Annotated in this window: 13 protein-coding genes; 3 read left to right on the top strand and 10 right to left on the bottom strand. The window is 40.5% G+C overall.

The annotated features are described in order from the left end of the window. Window positions 1-35 precede the first annotated feature (35 nt). The 10 genes from LQ201_RS19295 to LQ201_RS19250 all read right to left on the bottom strand — a co-directional run bounded on the left by LQ201_RS19295 (window position 36) and on the right by LQ201_RS19250 (window position 18,570). Window positions 36-2,804 carry a glycosyl hydrolase gene (locus tag LQ201_RS19295; RefSeq protein WP_230144925.1) on the bottom strand — a complete coding sequence of 923 codons (2,769 nt, stop codon included), beginning with the start codon at window positions 2,802-2,804 and terminating at the stop codon, window positions 36-38. A 4-nt stretch (window positions 2,805-2,808) separates the two neighbouring features. Further along, window positions 2,809-3,117, bottom strand: a complete 309-nt coding sequence (gene rhaM / locus LQ201_RS19290; RefSeq protein ID WP_230144924.1) for an L-rhamnose mutarotase — start codon at window positions 3,115-3,117, stop codon at window positions 2,809-2,811. 380 nt (window positions 3,118-3,497) lie between these two features. Beyond that, the gene (locus LQ201_RS19285) at window positions 3,498-5,951 is read right to left on the bottom strand and encodes a glycoside hydrolase family 31 protein (protein ID WP_230144923.1); all 2,454 of its coding nucleotides are present in this window, start codon (window positions 5,949-5,951) and stop codon (window positions 3,498-3,500) included. 2 nt (window positions 5,952-5,953) lie between these two features. After that, window positions 5,954-8,455 carry a glycosyl hydrolase 115 family protein gene (locus tag LQ201_RS19280; RefSeq protein WP_230144922.1) on the bottom strand — a complete coding sequence of 834 codons (2,502 nt, stop codon included), beginning with the start codon at window positions 8,453-8,455 and terminating at the stop codon, window positions 5,954-5,956. A gap of 5 nt (window positions 8,456-8,460) precedes the next feature. After that, window positions 8,461-9,588 (bottom strand): glycoside hydrolase family 88 protein, encoded by a 1,128-nt coding sequence (locus tag LQ201_RS19275; RefSeq protein ID WP_230144921.1) that lies wholly within the window; start codon window positions 9,586-9,588, stop codon window positions 8,461-8,463. A gap of 18 nt (window positions 9,589-9,606) precedes the next feature. Next, window positions 9,607-12,510: a sugar-binding domain-containing protein gene (locus LQ201_RS19270; RefSeq protein WP_230144920.1), complete on the bottom strand. Its 2,904-nt coding sequence runs from the start codon at window positions 12,508-12,510 to the stop codon at window positions 9,607-9,609. 95 nt (window positions 12,511-12,605) lie between these two features. After that, complete coding sequence (locus LQ201_RS19265) at window positions 12,606-13,397, bottom strand: rhamnogalacturonan acetylesterase (RefSeq protein ID WP_230144919.1); 792 nt, start codon at window positions 13,395-13,397, stop codon at window positions 12,606-12,608. A gap of 105 nt (window positions 13,398-13,502) precedes the next feature. Beyond that, the gene (locus LQ201_RS19260; RefSeq protein WP_230144918.1) at window positions 13,503-14,267 is read right to left on the bottom strand and encodes a rhamnogalacturonan acetylesterase; all 765 of its coding nucleotides are present in this window, start codon (window positions 14,265-14,267) and stop codon (window positions 13,503-13,505) included. 44 nt (window positions 14,268-14,311) lie between these two features. Next, window positions 14,312-16,147 carry a rhamnogalacturonan lyase gene (locus LQ201_RS19255; protein WP_230144917.1) on the bottom strand — a complete coding sequence of 612 codons (1,836 nt, stop codon included), beginning with the start codon at window positions 16,145-16,147 and terminating at the stop codon, window positions 14,312-14,314. A gap of 20 nt (window positions 16,148-16,167) precedes the next feature. Next, a complete protein-coding gene (locus LQ201_RS19250) occupies window positions 16,168-18,570 on the bottom strand; it encodes a carboxypeptidase-like regulatory domain-containing protein (RefSeq protein ID WP_230144916.1) in 2,403 nt (800 codons plus the stop codon). A 467-nt stretch (window positions 18,571-19,037) separates the two neighbouring features. Here LQ201_RS19250 and LQ201_RS19245 point away from each other — a divergent pair, with 467 nt between their 5' ends. From LQ201_RS19245 to LQ201_RS19235, 3 genes are read left to right on the top strand one after another with little or no spacing between them, the layout of a single operon-like run. Further along, window positions 19,038-21,041: an alpha-L-arabinofuranosidase C-terminal domain-containing protein gene (locus LQ201_RS19245; RefSeq protein ID WP_230144915.1), complete on the top strand. Its 2,004-nt coding sequence runs from the start codon at window positions 19,038-19,040 to the stop codon at window positions 21,039-21,041. A gap of 16 nt (window positions 21,042-21,057) precedes the next feature. Beyond that, window positions 21,058-22,596, top strand: coding sequence for an alpha-N-arabinofuranosidase (locus LQ201_RS19240; protein ID WP_230146668.1), 1,539 nt, complete (start codon window positions 21,058-21,060; stop codon window positions 22,594-22,596). A gap of 3 nt (window positions 22,597-22,599) precedes the next feature. After that, the gene (locus LQ201_RS19235) at window positions 22,600-23,535 is read left to right on the top strand and encodes a glycoside hydrolase family 43 protein (protein WP_230146667.1); all 936 of its coding nucleotides are present in this window, start codon (window positions 22,600-22,602) and stop codon (window positions 23,533-23,535) included. Window positions 23,536-23,717 lie beyond the last annotated feature (182 nt).

Raw genomic sequence — 23,717 nt, 5'->3', positions numbered from 1 at the left:
AAGATTCCCGCCTGCGCAGGAATGACAGTGTATGATTAGTTAAAAGCTGTAATGCTTACCGGGCCGATTAAGCCTGAAGGCATTACATTCCAGGTTGATGCATCAAAATCCTTATAGTTAATATTTACGAAATTGATTTCGTGGTAATTCCGCCATTGGTTTTTTTTGATATCCATATCACGGATGCGGTTCGCCATCAGGTTAACCACTTCAATTTTAATGGTATTAGACCCTGCTTTTAAATATTTGCCAACACGGGCCTGAAAAGGGATACTCCATAAAATGCCCACTTCCTGACCATTGATCCATACACGTGCACTCTCATCTACCTGGCTCAGGTTTAACACATATTCTTTGGCTGTTTTCGAACTCAGATTAAAACTCGAGGTGTAAACACCAGTACCAGAAAAGGCCTGTAATTTAGGATCGTTTAAAGTAGTCCAGCTTACCAGTTTAGCTAACTGCTGATCTGCAGGAAGCTCCGGTCCACCTTCGGTAAAATGTAAATTCCATGGTTGGTTAAGATTGATCGTATTAACAGCTTTGTTCAGATAAACCCAAGGTGAGCTGGTTCCATTCTGACCAACCTTTAAAAACAAACTCTCTCCCGATTTAAGCTGTACACGAACCTTTTTATTGCGTACTGCCGCCAAACCCACATTCGAACTTTGTGGATCCATGATTAAAACCTGTCCTTCTTCATTTAAGAAAAGCTCGGTATCAATATCTTTAGCAGTATGGTTAACCAGATAATAATATTTGCCAGTTGTTGTTTTCCTTCTGATAAATTTTAGCCCGTTATCGGTTAAAGTTTCTCTATTAACGCCGATTGCATTTAATGCTTTTTGCACATCGTTAGCCAATAAAATCACTCCTGCCCCAACCTTAAACTGTTTAATACCATCTGCGCCATCTGTAAAAATCAATTTAGCCAAGGTTGCTTTTAGCTGTGCACGCCTTGCTTCCAGATTATTTAATCCTGGAACATCTTTAGGCAATGCCTGAAAAATGACTTTCGCTCCGTTACTGGCCAGTTTGATCATCTGATCCAGCGTTTCCGGGCTCATCATTTCGCATTGCGGAACAATCAACACCTGGTATGGCGCAGCAGTCGCGTTGGTACTGATTAATGTTTGGTTAACCGTTGACTGCTTTAATAATCGATCGGAAGCAAAATCAAAAGAATAACCCGATTTAGAAAGTTCTTTTGATAGTTTATAAAAGGCTGTTGGGTGCAGCCATTCATCAACATCATGTACTTTTAAGGCCATATCTAAACCTTTCGCCTTGTTCCATACATCATAAACTGGCCAATAGATTAAAAGTTCGTTGTCTGGCTTTCCTGATTGAAGAATAGACTGACAACGGGCAATATAATTGTTTAATCCTTGTGCCTGTGGCCACAAACTATTGTTCGGATTCATTTCTACCGAGGCATAAAACAGCCATCCCGGCCAGGAAACATTTGCTGGCGAATTGGTGGTTCCATGATAAAAAATATGGTTGATTCCTGCCAGGAACAATTGCTCTGCTTCTGGTTTACATTGCGAAAATGAAGTTTTAAAATGCTCGGTTAGCCAGGTAAACGTTTCGGAAGACGCCAGTTTTTTGCCACCTGTGTGTGCTGCAGATGATGCAAATTTGCTCATTATCGGATCGGGATCTACGTTGCGGATATCTCCAGCCTCACGCCTAAGGCCTGGAATCGGGAAGTAACTTGAACCAAAGGTTTCCGTTTCAGGAATATCAACTGCTCCATAAAGATCGAGCAGATTGCCTGGCGAACCATGCGACTGATTTTTGGTCACCGATTTAAGCTGATGCGCCCAATTGGTCCAGTTTTGCGTAAAATTATGGAGCAAAAGTTCACTCATGGTTTCGCGATAATCAGATTTTAAACGGGCAATATTTGCATTCGTAGAATCTTTACCGGTTAATTCTTTAATGTGAGTGGACAGATCGTAGCCCCTGTTTTTCTTAAATTCCTGAAAGAAAGTTGGCGTCCATGTTGCACCATAAACTTCATAACTATCGTTAAAAAACGACCGGATACCTTGTGGTTTGCTTCCAAAAGCATCCGAAAATCTTTTCAGGTAAACATCCACTGCATTTTTATCGAGGTGATCTAAAGTAAAACCTTCCCCACCAGGTGCTGCACGTTTAACCATTTGTCTGGTTTTACCTGCAAAAGCAGCATAAATATCCCAACTCCCACTATCAGGCGACCAATTTAAAGTTCCATCAGCCTCAACTTTAGAAAGCAGATTGAGCACCTCACCATTGTTGCCGTAAGCGGTTAAAGCCTGTAACTGCGCGAAATCCTGTTTCGCTTCTTTAACTTTAATGGTTTCGGTTAACTTCTCCCCCGCCTTGAGTTTATATTGTTGGGTAATCAGTTTTGTAGCGGCGTTTTCGGGCTTAATCTGCGGACCACCAAATGGCCAGCCCGTACCAGTGTTCATATCAACACCCAAGCCCAAAGTATTGGCTTTATTAACCGTATGGTGCAATATATTCACCCACTCCGGCGATAAAAACTGTAAATATTGCTTTTCAAAACCCTTTGCGCCATAAATTGGTGTAATTTCTACACCACCAAGGCCAGCATCTGCATATTTCTTTAAAACCAGGTTCAAATTCTGTTCGTCTACAGCATTTCCCATCCACCACCAGCGGGTCCAGGGTTTCATCTGCTTTTCGATGACAGGCCAACTGCTGGTATTTTTAACAGGCTTTTGTGCTTTAGTCAAACTAAAAATTAATGTGCTTAACAGCAGAACAGAACAGAATCGTTGTAATTGCATATTTTTAATCTAAATGGAATACCATTTCTAAAGGAAATGTTTTTGGAGAATTATCGGCGTTGGTTTCCATAATATCGGCCATGTATGCCCACCATTTTTGCACAATCTGGGTACTGCCTAAATCTTGCGAGGAGCTTCCATTTTGTTGCTGCACGGCAAAAAGTGTATTGGTTTCTTCATCTAAAAAGATAGAATAATCGCTGATCCCATTTTCCTTTAACAAAGTAGATAACGCTGGCCAGATCTCATCATGGCGTTTTTTATATTCTGTTTCAAAACCTGGTTTAAGTTTCATTTTGAATGCAATTTTCATGTTTTCAATTTTATTTTTTTAAGGATTTTATCAAGTTAAAACCCGTTTTATTTCTTCCATCTGCCATGGTTCGTGTCCTCACGAACCATTTATTAATTAAATTGTTCAGTTTAAAAGGTCGTCATTCCCGCGCAGGCGGGAACCACGAAGTGCTCAGCGAAGCTAATCTTAATGCAACCTACAAGCCCCGCAGCCCATAAGAGATTCTTCACTGCGTCAGAATGACAAATCTCCGTGGTCCATGTCCCCACGGACCATTTGCTAATTAAATCGTTGTCAGTCTGAGCGTAGTCGAAGACCTATGCATTAAATAATTGAAAAGATTGTCCTTCGACTACGCTCAGGATGACATCTTTTCAATTATTCCTCCACGCCCCCCATTAATTCACTACAAAGCTCAAATCAGCACTGTTATCTCCGGCTGATTTAATCCAAAGCATCTTATTTTTTATATCATAAAACCAGCCATCAGTTTTATCCAATTGATCTGGTGTTTTTAAAACTTTCAATTTAGCACCATTTTCTGAAACACCATTAGGACCTGCCTTTCCTGTCCAATGTATTTTAGCCAGGTATTTATGTTTAGTTGGCTTAAAACTACCTGTTGGTTTAGCCACTTTCAGCGTTAAATCCGATGCTGTTAATGAAGAAGTGATCTTGGTTAAAGCAAAGTTCCCTGTTTTGTATGCAGCGCTTAAATTATCGTCTTCGTACATATCATATTTAGAAGTTCCATAAGGAAAAACATCCAGGGTAATCACATCAACCGGTTTTTCGCCACTGTAGGCCATTTCTGGCTGCATCGGAATAATGCTTCCCGCCTTTACAAACAAAGGAATGGTATCTAAAGGTGCTACCACATGGTGATAACTTTTGCCTTCATATTTTTCGTTCGTCCAATAGTTAAACCAGATACCTTCAGGTAAATAAACCGAACGGGTAATGGCACCTTTGGTGGTTACCGGGGCAACCATTAAATTGTCGCCAAACATATACTGATCGCCAATTTCGTACACATTTTCATCATCCTGATGGTTGAGTACCAAAGCCCTCATCATGGGCAAACCCGTTTCGTATTGCTGATGCATACTGGTGTACATATAAGGAAATAAACGGTAACGCAACAGATCGTATTTTTTGAAATTACGCAAAGCGTCTTCGCCATATTTCCAGGGTTCTTTATAACCGGGATGATCCATCCCAAAAACAAGTGCAATCGGACTGAACATCCCAAATTGCACCCAACGGATATACAGCTCCGGATCGGCCTGATGTTCGAAACCGCCCATACAATGCGCCCATGAACCTACGCCCGAAAGACCAACATTTAATCCAGCTTTAATTACCGGAGCAAAGTATTGCCATTCGCTAGGCCAATCGCCTGCAAAAATATATGGATAACGCTGAATGCCCGAATAACCTTCCCGGGTTTGATTTAATCCCCTAAAACCATTAAACTTTTCAAACTCCAAAAACGGTGCTTTGGCATAAGCTATAGGAAAAAGATTGTGCAAACGTTCTGCATCTTTCCCTGTTGGACCAACCTTCTCACTTTCGTTGGCTAAAGATCCAAACGCACTACCTTCATCCGTTTTTAAGAATTTAGCGCCTAATTTTGCTACCCGCATTACACCATTGTCCCACCACCATTGCGTGGCCTTTTCATCAAAAAAGTTTACAAATTCGCCGGGTTTACCATTTTCTGGATAAGTATAACCCTGCGCTCTGGCCTGATCTAACAGGTTTAACTTTTTGGCATTATCAAACCGTGGACGAAGGTGCAATCCAACCATTTTATAGTTCATGGCGTAAATGCTATCGAACATCGATTTTGGATCTTTAAAGGTTTCTCTCCATTCGAAAGAAGTGGCACCTTTACCACCATTTTCACCAAATAAACGCCAGGTAGAATCTAACCAAAGCAGATCAACTGGAATGCCTAACGACCGGTATTTTTTTGCCAGCTCAACCACATAATGATCGGAAGTTTTTGCCTCATAACCCCATGTACCTCCACTATAGGTACCTGCATGTAAGCCTAAAGCAAACTGTGGCAACATCGGCGATTTGCCTGTAATCCTGGTATAATGATCTAAAATAGCCGGAAAAGTTGGCCCATACATGAAATAGTAATCCAATTCGCCATCAGCAGCTTTAAAACTGTACTGATCTTTTTTAGAAGCGCCCATATCCCATTCGGTAGCAAAAGAATTATGCAGGAAAATGCCATAACCTTTTGTACTCATGAAAAACGGAACCGGACAATAGTTGGCTTCCAATATATTATAAGCACCAATGGCATGCGGCAAACCTTTACCACGCCCAACATTTAAAGTTACTTTTTTAAAGCGGCGATCCATAAAATCCATGCGCTCGCCAAACCCGAAGAAATGTTCATCGGCCTGCAGTTTTTTGGTTACCCCAACCTGCGTATTTTCTTTATTTACTGATCCATTGACTTCACTGCTCAGCAATTTACCTTTGACGTCAAAAACATCAATTCTGAAAGGGGTTTTATATAATTTAACCACCAATTTTGAAGTGGCAAGCAAGAAATGATCTTTTTTATCCGAAACTTTAACCGCTACATTGGCCCAGTTGTAGTTAATCACCATCAGGTTTTCCTTGGCTTCGAATTTCCCATTCCAGCTGGTTCTGATCCTGAAAATTTCTGATGTACAGAACTCCAATTTCACTTCTCCCCTTGTGGTTAAAAATGAAATGGTATTGCCCGTTTTCTTAAAACCAGATTTATAATCGCCAATATTTTGTGCCCTGGCGATGGCAAGCATAAAAATTAAGGATAGGGCAAAAGCCAAAAGTTTCTTCATCATATTTATTGTATTTCCAACTGGTTAATTACCAAGCCCGGATCCAGCATATAAATTTTCACAGTCGATTTACCTGTTTTATTAATCTCGTGTTTGGTTGTGCCCGAAGCGTAACCCTGTAATACATTCTGTTTCCAGATATTATTTTCTGAAGCGGGAGAAATATTAATGATCTGCGGCTTGTCGTTGTTTACCGAAATGGCATAACGCACTTTAATGCCATTATTAACGCCCTGGGTAGGCAAACACTTCACTTCGATCTGGTGTTCGCCCTGTGTTTTAAAATCAACTTCGTAAATAGTGAAGGCAGCATTTTGAAGCGATGTTTCCCCGAATGGCTTAAAAGTAAAAGGGTAAAGAGAAATACCATCGCCACCTAAACCAAGTCCTTTTAGGGTTTGTAAAGATAAACCCTTCGGCACTGATTTCTCGGCATATTTAGCCGCACTTACAATAATTTTATCTTCAGATTTCTCGGTAATGTCTGATGATTTCGCCGTTACAGCATCGGCCACTTTTGGCATTTTAAAAACAGCTAAATCACGTGGCTTCCAGCTCATCATTCCGTTCCACTTGCCGCCTGCAATTTCTTCATTGTATTTTTTGGTAATCAACTGAATCTGATCAAAAGCAGCTGTTGATTTTTTAGAATAAGTTAAAGCCGATTGATCGCCGTTAGCGGCTAAGACCAGACTTTTCTTTGCATATAAAATCTTCTGGTTCATCAGCAAGGCACCTTCAACAGGGTACAGGATTAATTCAAAAAAGGCATCTTTTAAACGTGCTGGCATCTGATTATTTAAACTTTTGGCCTGATCATAAATCTTTTGATATGCAGCCAAACGTTCTTCAGCCTGGGCATCAGTAAAATTAACACTGGCCATATGCTCAGGCTTAGCAGCCTGTGCCAAGCGGTAATAAACAGCTTTTATTTCGGCAATAGGTTTTGCAAATTCAGCTCCGAAAGTCTCAGCAGCCCAACTTTCGGCATATTTATTCGCATTTTCGGGTTTCCACTGGTTTACATTCCAGGCCAAATCCATGGCAAACTGCGTTTCCATTTCGGCAGGCTTAATATCACCCACATTGATAACCCAAAGTCGGTCGGCTTTATACTGGTAAGCTTTGCTTAACTCATACGAAATTAACGATGGAGAAATTGAAGAAAGCCACAAATAATCTTGTGGAGCACCCCAATAAGAGATATGGTAGTACACCCCGCTTCCACCCGAGCGTTTTTGCTCTTCAGGGTTAGAAAGCTGACGGATATAACCGTGGTTATCGTCGGCCCAAACAATGGTCACATCATCAGGTAGTTTTAAACCAGCCTGGTATAAAGATAATACTTCCTTGTAGGGGCAAAAAATCTGTGGGATAGAACTTACGGGTTTAGTAATATTCTTGCTGAGAATGGTACGTTGATCTGCAATTACCTCGCCCAATAATTTCACTTTTTCATTTTTATCTTTCGGTCCGGGCATGCTACCATCGTGAATACCACGCATCCCTACAGTATAAATTGATTCGTAATTTTTTGCTTGTTTTACACGGTCGGTCCAATAGTTTGCAATTTCATTTTTATTCAGATCGTAGCGCCATTCGCCTGGTTTTTTACCATATTCATGCTCGAAATTCTCAGCCCATTCGAAAACATTGTTCCGTAGCATGGGCTCACAATGACTTGAACCTAAAATAATGGCATATTTATCCGCCATTACGGGATTATTGCCATAATGATAAAACGCTTTGGTTGAAGGATGCATGCCTGGCCAGATGTAGTTAGCTTTTAGCCTAAGTAGCAGCTCGAATATTTTAGTATAAGTTTTTGGGCCGATATCTTTCACATCAGTATCCATCATTTTAGCAGCCCAGGGCTGGATGCCCCAATCTTCATCATTAATAAAAATACCGCGGTATTTAACCGATGGCGATTCTACCAAAGGCTGACCAGCTTTTACATATAACGATTTTTTTGTTGCAGGTTTCACATCAGCCCACCAACATAGGGGAGATACACCGAGCATCCTAGACAACTGAAAAACGCCATAAGCAGTCCCACGCCTATCGCTGCCAGCAATTACTAATGCCCTTTTTACGCCTTTTAACGGATTTTCGATTACTGAAACAGAAAAAGTTTCCCATTTACCTGATAAAGCAGTGCGGTTGATTTTCCCAGCTTTGATTAACTGATCGATATAAAACGACTGCCCTATAGTACCAATAATAATGGGATAAGCACTTAAAGCAGGATTATTTTTCAAAACCGAGGCTGTTGTCCCCGTTAATAAGTGAATATCATCCTTGAAAGCCTCAGCAGCGATTCCAACTACTTCAGCATCTTTTTCGTCGATATAAATTGAGGCTGATTTTCCTCCATCCACAATCGGGAAGGATGAAACACTGTTAATTTCAGAAACAGCAATACCCGCCCCTTGCGCCATATTTTGTTTGGGCAGTAGGAACAACAACATCAATACCGATAAGCCAGCTAGATTTCTGAAATTCATTTTAATTATTTTTTAAGCTTGTAAACCTCTGTTCCGGCCAATAAGAAGCAACCCAAACCATAATCTTCAAAATCGGGAACGCTGGTATAACTTACCGGCTGTCCGTCTTTTGGCTCTTTCCCAGTTCCTTGCATATAACCAATAAAACCATTTTTTTGAACAGCATCTTTCGTCATGGCTTTCCAGGCTTTGGTGATGATAGGCAGATAAGTAGCCTTATCTAAAATACCCTGATTTACACCCCAGGCCATGCCATATACAAATAAAGCAGTGCCGGAAGTTTCTTTACCGCCAAAATGCGTCGCATCGTGTAAACTTACATTCCAGAAACCATCAGCACGTTGAATGGGCACCAAAGCTTTGATCATTTCGTGGTAGGTTTTTAAATATTCATTGCGGTGAGCTTCATTTTCAGGGATAATTTCCAATACGCGCACCAATGCGGCAACCACCCATCCGTTTCCTCTGGCCCAATAACAATCTTCGCCATTTGGTTCTTTATAAGGGGGCACAAAATCTTTATCGCGCCACCAAAGACCATCTTTGACATTGTACAAACCTCCACCCTCAGTATTTTTGGAATGCATATACATTTTGTACATGTAATTGTAGTAGGTGGTATCGTTGTATAATTTACCCAGTCGGGCAAAAACAGGCATCCCCATTTGGATCGCATCAATCCATGTCCAATCGTTGACCTTGCCCGATTTGATTACCAGATCAATAGAAGCTTTAATGTCTTTAATGCGTTCGGGTTGTTTATCAATCAGGTAAAGATCAATATATGTCTGCCCACAGGCCTGGTCGTCAGCATTTTTTGTGGTAATACCATTTCTTAAACCCCAATTATGCTTTTGACCCCATTGAACAGCATAATCGTAATATTCTTTTTTTGGATGGATTTTATAAAGATTCATCAATCCTTCGTAATACACAGCTCTCGTCCAGATATTGCTTGGCCGCTCTCTATTGGTTATGATTGATTTCCCGGCATCAGGCCATTTATTCATGAAATAAGCATTAGTTGCTTTTAATACTTTTAAAACCTCTTTTTTATTAGGGATCTTCTGTGCCAAAAGAAGTTGGACAGATATGCTGAACAATATAGCGGAGCTGAATATAAATTTCTTCATGGTGGTATTTCGCTTATCTTAATTGGTTTTTGGTTTTGGTTTTAACTCGTCAGGACTATCTTTTGTAAAGGTATCGAACTGAATTTTCGATGGACTTTCGAAGATATCTTTCACGGTATTAAAAGCCACTTCGTATTTGGGATTAAACTGGGCAGACATCATATACTGCTGTAAACTGTAATAAAGTTGTTGTGCAGCAGGTGCGTCTTTTAAATCAGGTGAGAGGTTGGCACTCGAAACCACTAATCTCCCCTTACCTACTTTTGCTTCGAAAACCAGTGCCAAACGGCGGTTCAAAAACCAGGTATCAATTGGTTGAATAATTGGCTTAAATCCTGAAGGAAAATCTTCGAGGTTCATCACCTGCGATTTGTTTACGATTTCCCACCACTGCATATCGCTGTGGAAATCGGTCGGAAAATTGTTAAAAGCAGCGTGTTTTGGATCGCATAAAATACCCAAAGTATGAGGCGGGCGCATTTTGAACCATGAGGTGTTCCAAAAGACGGGTAGAAAAGTTTGAACCACTTCTTTCCCTTTTACCACTTTGCCAGCTGCATTGAGAAAAACATTGCCTCCCTCGGCCAATACGGCCTGTGCTTTTTCATCTAAACTGGTGCAATAATATATGTTGCTTTTAACCTGTGGCAATTGTGCAGGGTAAACCCAAAAACTCCAATCGTTTGCGAATTCGGTTCCATCAATGGTAACCTCCAGTTTCAGTTTTGTTGCTTTTGTAATACTATTTAACGGAAATTTAATTTCTCCGATGGCAATACAATTGGTAACAGCTAAGGTTTTAGGATTGAAATCACCTTTTGCCACATTTGTGCCACTTTCATCTTTGAGCGTCCAGGAGAGTTTTGCATTTTCAATAGGCGCCTTTCCGAAATGTGCCACTTCTACCGCAGCTGCTAAAGTTTCGTTATTGGTAAAAACGAACTTTGAAACTTTTAGCAAAGGTACTGTGCTATTAGAAAAACGCTTGAATTCTTTCGCCGTGATATAACCTTTTTCATCCCAAAAGGCATCTAAAACACCAACAAGTGCTGTTCCCTGTCCTGGATAATCATTTAGCGACAATAACTGATAGCCATTATAATTCGGCGTACGTAATGCTTTTTCGATTTCATTTTTATAACAAAGGGCTTGTAATTTACCCGAAGCCATTAAAAAGTCATGTCCCTGATCGGCCATGTCGTGGTCTTTAAGGTCTTCCTGAAACATCTCAAAATTTTTCGCACGATAAACACCTGTATATTTTTTTATTTCATCGAAATTAGGGAAGGCACAATACTGGCCCATTTCGTGTGCTACAAAAGGCACGGTAAATTGTTCGATCTGTTTGGCATAGGTCGAAATACTTTCTGGTTTTCTGCCCCAATCTAAACCCCTGGCACCAGCACGCACCATAAACTCGTTGTTCGGAATAACCGGCCAGCTACCACCCACTGATGCTCCGGTATATAATCTTCTCGAATCTTTAGCTTTCCAATAATTATTGAATTTAGTAAGGTATTCTACTTGTTTTCCCCGCGGTTCATTTCCATAGGCCATCATACAAAAGGATGCATAATTGCCATAGTTTTTGGTCATGCGGTTGGTTTCATCGTAAATAAACTGGTCGATTGGTTTTCCATCTCCGATAGATGAACCATGATTGGCCCAGCTTGGTCCCTCTGGCTGAAGATAAAAGCCGATTTGATCTGCAGCGATAAAGGCAGCTTCTGGTGGGCAAAACGAATGGAAACGCATGTGGTTTAACCCATGTGCCTTTGAAATTTTAAAAATGCGTACCCATGCAGCAACATCCATTGATGGATAACCTGTTAACGGAAATTCACAATTGTTAACCGTTCCACGCAAAAAAACCGGGCGACCATTAATTTCAAAAGTTCTGCCTACGGCTTTAAACTCACGCATGCCAAATTGTACCTTTTTCTCGTCTTTTTTGCCATCTTTCGATTGTAAAGTAGCTGTTAAACGGTACAATGCCGGATCGAACTCATCCCAGGTGGCTATTTTATCGCCCATTGGCAAATTGATTTCCAAAGCACCCTCACCATTTGTAATTTGGTAAGTTGCTGTTACAGGCTTAACCTGAAGTAAATTTTTGGTATTGAAAGTTGTAGCGGCAAGTGTAATTTTCCCGGTAGAGGATTGCTTAGCATTGGCTTTAAGCTGGATTTTAACCTTGGCAGATTTGTTCTTTAAATCGGGATAAATCTGGATATCTTCAAAATACACTGGCGAACCGGCAATTAGCTCCATTTTTCCAACTACGCCATTCCAGTTTCCTTGAGTGTGATCGGTTAAACTATGGGAATCCTGTCCAACGTTTATCGCTTTGATGCGGTTATCGATCAATAAAGTGATGGTATGTTTTCCTGCTTTTAAATTTGCCGGGAGCTCGAAATTTTGCGCAACCACAAAGGTATACTGTGTTCCAATTTCGATATCATCTACCCAAACCTTTGTTTCTGAATGGGGATATTCTAAAGATAACACCAGTCTTTTACCCCTCCAATCGGCAGGAATTTGGATATCTTTTTGATACCATGCTGCGCCTGTATAATGTTTGGCGGGCGTTAACCAGAAAGGTATTTTTATATTACCTGGTTTACGGTATTTTTCTAAACGGGGATGAAAAAAGTACGAACTGTCGTAAATACTTCCGGTCCATTTTGTTTTGAGGGTAATATCATCGCCCTTTAAATTTTCGGCCATCGAGCCTGGAAGGTTAACGGATTCGGGCAGAACGGTTGAATACCATTTTCCTTTTAGGCCTTCATCTTTAGCGTCAATTTTGAAACGCCACTTTCCGGCAAGCGAAATGCTTTGGGCATGTATATGTGTGATGCTTAAAAATATAAAAGCAATGCCTAATAGCACTTTGAAAACTCGGTTAGCCTGTATCTGCATAAAATTGGACGGTTTATCACCGCTGGTATTTGGTTAGGCGGTTAAAATAACACAATATTGGCAGGAAAGCATCCTGTAGTATCCTGCTCAATGGCTTATTTAAGGTAGCTATTCAGTTTATTGTTTTTTAATTTCTTTAGGCCTTCAACAACAGCAGTTGCATTTAACTTCGCTCCTGCTTCGTTGGTGTGCGTATGGTCTTTCTCGGTAAAAAATGCCTTTACCTCAGTCGCACTTAAAGCAGCATATTTATCTTTAATGATCTGATTCAATGGAATAAAATCGACTTTTTCGGCTTTTGCCACCTCTTCGGCCCAACTTGCGTAACTATCGTTGGCCAGAACTATAGCATTATCTTTAACAGGATTACGTGGAATCGGTGAACATACAATCGCTGTTGCGCCTTTGGCTTTTATATCGCTGATGAACTTACGCAGGTACCAACCGTAGGTATATACCACTTCCTGCTTTTTCTTGATCGGGTTGTAAATTTCTTTGCTTTCCGTTCCGATGCCTTTTATGGTGCCGCGGGCACGGGCGGTATCGTCTAATGGGCTGCTATCGTTATGGCCAAACTGCATCATCACGAAATCGCCTTTTTTTACTTTTGCTAAAACAGCATCCCATAAACCATTGGTTTGAAAGGTACGACTACTGGTACCGCCAAGGGCATCGTTTTCGACATTAATTTTTTCGCTATTAAACAAATCTCCGATAAAACTTCCCCAGCCCCATAAAGAACCATCACCTTTGCCTTTTCCGTTTTTTACGGTCGAATCGCCAATGAGGAATAAAGTGGGCTTTGCCTGCTGTTTTAAGATAATACAGGAAGAAAAAACAATAAAAGCAGTTAAGAGAATGAGGGATAGGTATTTTGTTGATTTCATGATTATTGCCCTTCCGGGATGATTACACAGATTATTAGATTACACAGATTTATTTTGTCTTTGGTCTTTCAACTTTAGTCTTTTAGCTTTAGTCTTTCTCCTTTATTAAAGCAAATACTTTTTCAAATTACAATCTTTTAATTCCCTGATTCCTTCAACAACAGAGGCCGCATTAACTTTTGCGCCTTCTAAATTGGTATGGGTATGGTCGCCAGGGAAATAGAGTTTTACCTTATCTGGACCGAGTGCATCATATTTATCAGCCGTTATTTTATTCAGGTCTACAAAATAGGCATTTTCTTCTTTGGCTACATCAGCTGCCCATTTTCCGAAGTCGTTATTGGCTCGAACCACTTTACCATCTTTAAAAATATTTCTGGGGATCATCGAAAGTATAATGGGTGTGGCGCCTTTTGCTTTGGTTTCACGCACAAATTTGCGGATATACCAGCCATAGGTATGTACAGTTTCTACCTTTCCATCTGGCCATGTTAATACTTTGGTTTCTTCGCCGGTTCCTTTTAACACACCTCTTCTACCTGCTTTTGTGGTATCAGGAGCACTTCCATCATTGTGACCGAATTGCATCGTAACAAAATCACCTGATTTTAATGTCTCCAGAACTTTATCCCACCTGCCCTCCGATAAAAAGGTACGGGTACTTCTTCCGGCCATTGCATTGTTTTCTACATGGATTTTTGTGGTATCAAATAAAGAAGCAATCGGTGTTCCCCAGCCCCAGGTTTCTTTGTTTGAATTGCGGACTGTAGAATCGCCAATGGTATGTAATGCGGGTTTATGCTGGGCAATAAAGGCAAAAGAAGAAATGACGATGATCATTACCGCCAGGATAAAGCTATATTTTTTCATTCTTAGTTATAATTATTTACGTTACTCAATTAGTTTAATATTTTTTAGCGACCAATTAGTACAATGTTAGGTTTTGGTGCTTTCTTCATTCCGAAACCGAAATAGAACCCCGTATGTGGTGGTTGGTTATAACCATCATTTTGCCAGGCAATGCTTAAGCGGTACTGCGGGTCGTGCATTAAGGTATAGTTGCGGTATTCAGTCGGGATGGTTGTGGTATAAATTCTAAGGCTTTGATTGTCATAAGACCTTAAGATCAATTCTTCGCGCCAATCGCCAAAAATATCGGCACTTAAAGCAGGTGTAGATTTGGTTCCATTGTTAGAAACGGCTCCATCAGCTGTAAAAAGCCGTCCACCATTGTACTTATCGATATGATTACCATCTAAAAGTTCCCTTGATAAATCACCATCCCAATAAATTAAAAAATTGGTTGATCGGGGCTGATTACCGATCCGATTGCCCTTGATATCAAATAATCCGTTCGATCCAGACCACCACATCTGTGCGCCAAAACGGGTGTTATCGATATTATCGGCCACACCTCTACCCACATCTTCATCTTGAGATCCTTCCCATAATATTTTGCCCGTTTTGGCATCATAAACCGCAGCTCCCGGGCCTTTTGTACCCTCTTCTATTTCGTGTACGCCAAAAACTTCCAAACCTGGGTGTTCCGGATCAAGGTCTGAAACATGAATGGCATCACCATGCCTTAAGCCCGTAGTGTACAATCCCTTTCCATTATCATCTACACACATCGAACCGTAAATAATTTCGTCTTTTCCGTCCTGGTCTACGTCTGCAACGGTTAGGTTATGGTTTCCCTGCCCAGAAAATGAGTTTTTAGCATCTTTCGTATCAAATACCCATCTTGAAGTTAGTTTGCCATTACACCAGTCCCAGGCCGCCAAAACCGTTCTGCCGTAATAGCCTCTGCACATCACTACACTTGGATGGATCCCATCTAAGTAGGCCAAACAGGCATTAAACCGATCTACACGGTTACCCGTATTATCGTTTTTTCCGTTCCCACCTCTACCGCCCCAGGCGCCAATATTGCCACGGGCAGGAATATAATCTGTTGTGGCTAATGCCTCTCCGGTTTTACCGCTAAATACAGTTAAAAATTCAGGGCCATCCAAAATTTTACCGTTGGGATTGCGCCAATCTTTAGTTGCATCGCCAATTACTTTTCCTTTGCCATCTACCGTTCCATCGGCAGTTTTACATACCATTTCGGCAATACCATCCCCATCCAGGTCGTACACCATAAATTGAGTGTAATGAGCGCCTTCGCGGATGTTTTTCCCTAAATTAATCTCCCACAAAAAAGTTCCATCTAATTTATAGGCTTGAAAAATCGGCGGATCGGTAATACCGTTTGATGAATTATCCCTGCTCCGGCCAGTTTGGTGCAACACAATTTCATATTCACCATCTCCATCTAAATCGCCTACCGAAGCATCGTTAGGCGAATAACCAGCTGGTGTTTTCAAAGAAATAGTTAAATATTGCTGAATAGGTGGCTTGGCTGGCAACGTAAAAGATTTACTGGCTTCCAATTCACTGCCTTTTAAAATGGGTTTTACGAAATAGCTGTTCGGAAGATCGAATTTAACCCCTGCATCTACAAAATTGGTGTTCTTGGTAATCGGATCGTGGTTGAGTTTTATGGCTTCATTATTTCCGCTTTTGCGGTATAGGTTAAAAGCAATGTCATCGGCATCGGTACCCAACATTCGCCAGCCTACATAAACAGAATCGCTATTCTGCCGTACGGCAATTACACCACGTCCCAATTTTTCCATTTGGCGCTGAGCGAAAAGCTGTGTAGCAAAGAATAAACTGAAACTGAAGATTATAATGGTTTTGATCATAATAGCTTATCTCTGATTGGTTATTGAACTTTATAGCCTGTTTTCGCCGCTACAGCCACTCCTTTATCGGTAATTCCATCGGCTTTGATCAAAATATCGGCTTTGTTATCTCCATTAAAATAAGTGATAGTTGCTTCACCATTTTCGTTGGTTTTTACAGCTGGTGCCCAGAAAATGGTGGTACGTAAATCTTTATTTGGTGTTGCCGGGCTGCTGTAATTTGGCGAGTAAAAAGTTCTTGCGGCATAATAACCGTTTAAATTGAGGTTCAATAAGTCTAAATTTGGTCCACGTAAAGCTTCATCCTTTAAATTAAGGCTGATGAGGTACACATCTTTTCCGGTACTGTTTAATAAATGCTGAATTCTAACCTGGTTAATCTGATCCATCGTTAAACTGTAGTAATCTAGGCGTTCGGTAAAGAGCTCTTGCCTGTTGTTTACTTTAATAACCGGCCTAACTTTTTTTCCATTGGCGATAAAGGTGACTCCTTCATTACCCAAACTATCGTTATCTTCTGCCGGATAACTTCCTTTAGCCTTTGTTAACAGAAAATGTTCCAATCCCTTGTAAGAATAATCGGCTGCTGTAATGTTGAAAACTTCCTCAGGATACCCAAATGAGGTAAGTACATCCTGAAACAGTACTACCTTGTTATTCTGGGCGGCCTTAATTTCTATATCGTTTAAACTGATCGAATCGCCAAACTTGTAAGTGCGGTTATAATCCATACGTTTACCGATTTCTACGTTCAAGGTGTTCGAAATTCCAGGTGAGATTGTTTTTAACGGCGCTAAATTTAAAGGTTTAATCAGCGTATCGATCTGCAGCCAGCCACCCTTTTTCCCTTTATCATCTTTTGATGAAATTTTTACCTGCTGATTGCCATACCAACTCAACCCATCCAGAAAATAACGTCCGCTCTGATCGGTTTTCGTCGTAAAGATTTTATTACCTGTAAAGTTGGTGCCAAACAGGGTAATATTCATATTCGGAATGGGTTTATCGGCCAGTTTCTCTCTTACCATTCCTTTAATTGTTATGCCAGGTTCGGGCAAATAACTTATTTTAATAGCCGAGTCGGCCAGTTTTCTCCAGATATAATCTCTCCAGCCCTGGGTAAGCAACAATAAGTCGAGCTGTTTTAAACGAGATGGGTTTTTAGCATCAAAATATTGTGCAGCATTTTTAATATCTCCCTTTACTTCCGATTGCAGCATCAAATAAGACACGATATCATTTCCATCATCTGGAATAAGTCCATCAACAGCAGCTAAGGAAAACGCTGTTTTAGCTGGCTGACCAAGAAAATTGGTCGCTTTTACCTTAATAAGCACTTTTTCTCTTGGTTTATAAATGGCTTTGTTTGGGGTTATTGAAAAACTAACCTTATTTTCGTCTTGTATAAAAATAAGCCGTTCACAATTAGGCCTGTTCTGGTCATCTAGCAGGGTTATGCTTGCAATACCGTTCGGAAAACCTTTTGTTGGGATTGATACCGATACTATAGCTTTACTTAATTTGATCGATCCCGAATAAATGTTATCGCCTGCATGTTTAATTACAAGCGAAATGCTTTTATCCTTCAATTCGCCGAACATTAACTCGTTAGCACTAATACTTGCTTTGATATTTAAAGAATCGGTAGTAATATGTAATGAGAGGCCTTTTTTAAGGCTTAAAGGCATTTCCGAAGAAAATTTTTCTTTGCCATAAAGTCCCTCAACCTTATATTTCTCGTCCGTTTTGGGTGTAAAAGCAAAAATGCCCATGCCCGCATCGGTACTTTGAAAAGAAGTTACGGTATCTCCTTTTGATGAGATTACACTTCCTGTGGCTTTAATCCCATTTCCAATGTCATCATTGGTTTTAAAGGCTACAATACTGGTTAATCCTTCAACCAGCGAACCGCCCTCCGGGAAAAAAGCAATCGATTTTTTCGAATTGGAAACATCGTTTTTCTTGACCGGATTTCGGGTAAAATAAGAAGCGTTTTCAATAATATTATTGCTAATGTGGATCCGTTTTTGAAAAACAAAATCATCGCCAAAGTTTCGCATCCAATTGGTATAAGCCCTAATGGCGTACCAACCAGAAGGAATAGAATCTTTCAGTTTAAAATCTCCTTTTCCCAATCCACCATCCAACCTGATCATTTTCCGGTCTAAAACTTCCGATTTTGGCGAAAGCAGCTCCACATATAAATTATTGCTGGTAGCGGTTAAATTGCTACTTTTTCCATTTACCAAATAGGCGCTAAACCATACATCTTCGCCAGTGCTGTAATAACTTCGGTCTACCTGTAGGTATGATTTCTCAAAAAAGAGTTTAACCGATTGTTTATCTGTAGCTTTTTGTTGCGCCGAACCACAAAGTGTTGCTGCACTTAAAAAGCCAAGCAAAGTATATTTTTTAAGATTCATAGTTCTTTTATCAAGCATGTGAACCAGCTATTTTGCACATAAAAGCCTTGCTGAATAAAATAGTCAATATTTGAATATTGAAGAAACGAAGGCTCATCATGTGTTATTGGTTAGCGGATCATAACAGCCGCTGGGTAGCAGCCATTAAATGATTCATGTCGAATGTAAATAGTATATCTTTAAGGTGCATCCTGTAGTATCCTGCTTTTTGACGATGACAATATGTTATAAGAAAGATTTTAAAGGTTTCTGCTCAATAAATTTTAAACATCAAGTAAAAAGTTACTTTACTAAACCCTTTTACTACCTCAATCCATATTTGAGATGCTTGTATCATTTTCCCCGATGCTAAGATTGTAGAATTTACCAACAAAATAGTTGGTGAATAAAAAAATAAATGTTTAGATAACGTTTATTATTTTAAATATTTTACTTTTACCATTAGGATCTTCCAAATATTAAACCGTATGAAATTAAATTACCCTGTAAAAAGTGTGTTTTCGGCATGCCTGGTGTATGTAACAATTGGGATCGGATACATTTCCGAAGTACAGGCACAAACTGCAAAAGTGATCAAAGTTAAAACAGACCACTACATTGCCAAGGTGCAACCCAATATGTGGGGCGTTTTTTTTGAAGACATCAACTTTGGTGCCGATGGTGGCATTTACGCCGAACTGATCAAAAACCGCTCTTTCGAATTTGCAAAACCGCTGATGGGCTGGACCATCTCTAGAAGAAACCCAAGAGAAGGTGAAGTATTAGTGGTAAACCGTAAAGAAGTAAACAGCACCAATCCTAGGTATTTACAGGTAAAAAAACAAACTGATGATTTTGAGTTGATAAATGAAGGATTTAAAGGTATCGGCGTAAAAAAGGGGATGCGATATGATTTTTCTGTCATGTACCGTCAAGCAAAACCTGGTGTTAGGTTGACATTACTCTTAAAGGCGGCAGATAATAAAGTTATCGGACAGGGAAGATTAACCCCAGATCAGACCGGTGGCGATTGGAAAAAGCAATCAGCAAGTTTCACTGCGACAGAAACCGATCCAAAAGCCAGATTTTCGATTGTGTTTCAGGGAAATGGAAACATTGATCTGGATATGATTTCTTTATTCCCAGGCGACACCTGGAAAAACCGCCCACAGGGATTAAGGGCCGATATGGTACAGTTACTGGCTGATATGAAACCCGGTTTTATCCGTTTCCCTGGTGGCTGTATTGTAGAAGGTACCGATCTGGCCAACCGTTATCAATGGAAGAAAACCATCGGCCCGATCGAAAACAGGCAATTGATTATGAACCGCTGGAATACCGAATTTGCACACCGCCCTGCACCTGATTATTACCAGAGTTTTGGTTTAGGTTTTTTCGAATATTTCCAACTGGCAGAAGATATAGGTTCTGATGCACTTCCGATATTAAACTGCGGTATGGCCTGTCAGTTTAACTCGGCAGAAGTAGCTTCACTTGATGAACTCGATCCCTATGTTCAGGATGCATTAGACCTGATCGAATTTGCCAATGGCGATGTAACAACCAAATGGGGAAAAATGAGGGCAGATCTGGGCCATCCAAAACCTTTCAACTTAAAAATGATGGGGGTTGGAAACGAAAACTGGGGACCACAGTACCTGGAAAGGCTGGAGATTTTCACCAAGGCCATAAAAGCCAAATATCCCGATTTTAAACTGATCTACAGCTCTGGTACCGGTCCGGATGGCGACCGTTTTAACTTATTGAATACTACTTTAAGAAGCAATAATGCCGATTTTATCGATGAGCACTATTACCGCCCTGCCGATTGGTTTTTGAAAAATGCCGGCCGTTACGATAACTACCCAAGAAACGGATCAAAGGTTTTTGTTGGCGAATATGCGGTCCATGCAGACAATAGTATAGTTGGAAGCAACCGCAACAACTGGCAGAGTGCTTTAGCTTCAGCTTCGTTGATGACCGGTTTGGAACGCAATGCCGATGTGGTACAGATGGCCTCATATGCCCCGCTTTTCGCCCATATCGATGCCTGGCAATGGGCACCCGATATGATCTGGGTAGATAACCTGAAATCGTACGGAACCCCTGACTATTATGTACAGAAACAGTTTTCTACGAACAAAGGAACCGATGTGGTTTCAATTACGCTTGATGAGAAGAACATTATCGGCCAGGACGGACTTTACGCTTCTGCGGTAACCGATCAGACAAAAAAAGAACTGATCATTAAAATTGCCAACAACTCCGGTCAGGCACAAAACATAGATTTCGACCTGGAAGGGAAAATGAAGCTAAAAAATAAGGCCACCAATGAGGAGATAGCCAGTAGCAACTTAAATCAGTTCAACTCTTTCGAAAATCCTGAAGCGGTAAGCCCTCAAAAAAGTGCTATCAACCTAAAAGGCAAAAAACTCAACATCACTTTAAAACCTTATTCTTTTAACGTTATTAAAATTCCATTTAACCAATAGATTTAACGAGATCATGATGAAAAAACTTATCTTATCTGCGGCTGTATTCTGCAGTTCTATTTTAGTGCATGCACAAAGTGAAACCCAGTTAACCATAAAACCAGCTGGCGATCAGATAGTGAGCAAGCACATTTACGGTCATTTTTCCGAGCATTTGGGCCGCTGTATTTATGATGGTTTTTGGGTGGATGAAAATTCGACTATTCCCAATAAAGGAAGAATCCGTTTAGATATTGTAGATGCTTTAAAAAAGATAAAAGTTCCAAACCTGCGTTGGCCAGGTGGTTGTTTTGCTGATGAATACCATTGGAGAGATGGCATAGGGCCGAGAAATCAACGTCCGAAAATGGTAAACACCAACTGGGGCGGCGTAACTGAAGACAATAGTTTTGGTACACACGAATTTCTAGACCTCTGTCAGATGCTCGATTGTGAACCATACATTGCAGGTAATGTAGGCAGCGGAACCGTTGAAGAAATGGCCAAATGGGTAGAATACCTGAACTTTGATGGTGTAAGTCCGATGACGGCCATCCGCAGTCAAAATGGTAGAGAAAAACCCTGGAAAGTTTCTTTCTGGGGTGTGGGAAACGAAAGCTGGGGTTGCGGAGGAAACATGACACCTGCTTATTATTCTGATTTATACCGCAGGTATGCCACTTATGCACGTAATTATCCTGGCGCTCCGTTAAAAAGAATTGCCAGCGGTGCAAATTCCGACGATTACAACTGGACAGAAACCTGCATGAAAAACATTGGCAACCAGATGTGGGGATTAACTTTACATTATTACACCATCCCAACAGGAAACTGGGGCAAAAAAGGATCGGCTACCAAATTTGATGAGGCACAATACTTTTCGACCATGAAAAACTGTTTAAAAATGGAAGAACTGGTAACCAAACACTCCGCAATAATGGATAAATACGATCCAAAAAAGAAAGTGGCTTTAGTAGTTGACGAATGGGGAATCTGGACGGATGTAGAACCTGGAACAAACCCTGGTTTCTTGTATCAGCAGAACAGTTTACGCGATGCTTTAATTGCTGGTACAACTTTGAATATCTTTAATAACCACTCCGATCGTGTTAAAGTAGCTAACCTGGCACAAACAATTAATGTATTACAGGCCTTAATTTTAACCGAAAAGGATAAAATGATCTTAACCCCTACTTATCATGTTTTTGATCTGTACAAAGTGCATCAGGATGCCAAATATCTACCGATTGCCTTTACCAGTCCTGATTATACTGTGGGCGATCAAAAAATTCCGGCTTTAAATGTTTCTGCCTCTCAGGATGCTAGTGGCGTTATCCATATTTCATTGGTGAATTTAGATCCAAACAAGAAAATTGCCTTAAGCACCGTTTTAGATGGGTTAAAATGGAGCTCGGTTACAGGACAGATTTTAACCTCAGCCAAACTTACCGATGTAAATACGTTTAGCGATTCGAACAAAGTGCACAATGCTAAATTTAGCGGTGCAAAAAAATCAGGAAATTCGCTTAAAGTTGAGTTGCCTGCGCAATCAGTTGTGGTACTCGAATTAAAATAAATGATGAAAAAACTCATATACCTTTCTATAATCTTACTATCGGCTTTTTTTAATGCTCAGGCACAGTCGAAAAAGGAAATTTATCTCTTTGCCTATTTTAAAGGTAATGGGGAAGATGGGTTGCACCTGGCCTATAGTAACGATGCATACAAGTGGACGGCGCTTAAAAATGATCAATCGTTCCTTACGCCTACGGTAAGCAAAGATAAATTGATGAGAGATCCTTGTATTATCCGAGGAGCTGATGGCTTATTTCATATGGTTTGGACCGTAAGCTGGAAAGATAAGGGAATTGGTTATGCCAGCTCGAAAGACCTGATTAACTGGGGCGAGCAGCAGTTTTTACCGGTAATGGCTAAAGAAGATGGTGCGAGAAATACCTGGGCCCCTGAAATCACTTACGATAGCCGCACCAAGACCTATATGATTTATTGGGCTACAACGATTACGGGTAAGTTTAATGAAACGGCCTCAACAGAAGAAAGCGGTTACAATCACCGTATGTATTACGTTACCACCAAAGATTTCAAAACCTATTCGGAAACCAAATTGCTTTACGATCCAGGTTTTAACGTGATTGATGCCACTATTGTAAAAAACGGGAAACAGTTTATCATGTTTTTAAAAGACGAGACCCGTGAGCCCGCTCAAAAGAATATCAAAATGGCTTATGCCGATCAATTGATTGGTCCTTACAGCAAGGCGGGAAATCCAATTACGGGAAATTATTGGGCCGAAGGACCAACAACTTTAAAAACCGGTAATAACTGGATGGTGTATTTTGATAAGTACCGCGATCATAAATATGGCGCAATCCAATCTGCAGATTTAAAAAACTGGATCGATGTTTCTGATAAGATCTCCTTACCAAAAGGTTTACGACACGGAACCATATTAACAATTAAGGAAAAAGAACTGGAACCCTTATTAAAGCAATAGGGATTAAGAAAGCGAAAGTAATACCTGATGCTCTGTGGTCTGTGTCCGCACAGACCACCTATATTCATGAATAAGATCTCCATTCCGCTGCACTTCAGTCGAAATGACGATCTAGATTCATCGTCATTTCGACCGCAGTGGAGAAATCTACTTAGATAAATACTTCCACGCGTATGCTTGGT

It is taken from the genome of Pedobacter sp. Bi126, assembly GCF_918698245.1.
GTDB lineage: Bacteria > Bacteroidota > Bacteroidia > Sphingobacteriales > Sphingobacteriaceae > Pedobacter.
Note: the sequence above shows the minus strand (reverse complement) of the source record. Positions and strands in the feature narration are given on the sequence as shown.

Bases quoted from the DNA above. Each gene is read 5' to 3' on its own strand.
- LQ201_RS19295 (WP_230144925.1), bottom strand. From the start codon at position 2,804: ATGCAATTACAACGATTCTGTTCTGTTCTGCTGTTAAGCACATTAATT.
- rhaM (WP_230144924.1), bottom strand. From the start codon at position 3,117: ATGAAAATTGCATTCAAAATGAAACTTAAACCAGGTTTTGAAACAGAA.
- LQ201_RS19285 (WP_230144923.1), bottom strand. From the start codon at position 5,951: ATGATGAAGAAACTTTTGGCTTTTGCCCTATCCTTAATTTTTATGCTT.
- LQ201_RS19280 (WP_230144922.1), bottom strand. From the start codon at position 8,455: ATGAATTTCAGAAATCTAGCTGGCTTATCGGTATTGATGTTGTTGTTC.
- LQ201_RS19275 (WP_230144921.1), bottom strand. From the start codon at position 9,588: ATGAAGAAATTTATATTCAGCTCCGCTATATTGTTCAGCATATCTGTC.
- LQ201_RS19270 (WP_230144920.1), bottom strand. From the start codon at position 12,510: ATGCAGATACAGGCTAACCGAGTTTTCAAAGTGCTATTAGGCATTGCT.
- LQ201_RS19265 (WP_230144919.1), bottom strand. From the start codon at position 13,397: ATGAAATCAACAAAATACCTATCCCTCATTCTCTTAACTGCTTTTATT.
- LQ201_RS19260 (WP_230144918.1), bottom strand. From the start codon at position 14,267: ATGAAAAAATATAGCTTTATCCTGGCGGTAATGATCATCGTCATTTCT.
- LQ201_RS19255 (WP_230144917.1), bottom strand. From the start codon at position 16,147: ATGATCAAAACCATTATAATCTTCAGTTTCAGTTTATTCTTTGCTACA.
- LQ201_RS19250 (WP_230144916.1), bottom strand. From the start codon at position 18,570: ATGAATCTTAAAAAATATACTTTGCTTGGCTTTTTAAGTGCAGCAACA.
- LQ201_RS19245 (WP_230144915.1), top strand. From the start codon at position 19,038: ATGAAATTAAATTACCCTGTAAAAAGTGTGTTTTCGGCATGCCTGGTG.
- LQ201_RS19240 (WP_230146668.1), top strand. From the start codon at position 21,058: ATGAAAAAACTTATCTTATCTGCGGCTGTATTCTGCAGTTCTATTTTA.
- LQ201_RS19235 (WP_230146667.1), top strand. From the start codon at position 22,600: ATGAAAAAACTCATATACCTTTCTATAATCTTACTATCGGCTTTTTTT.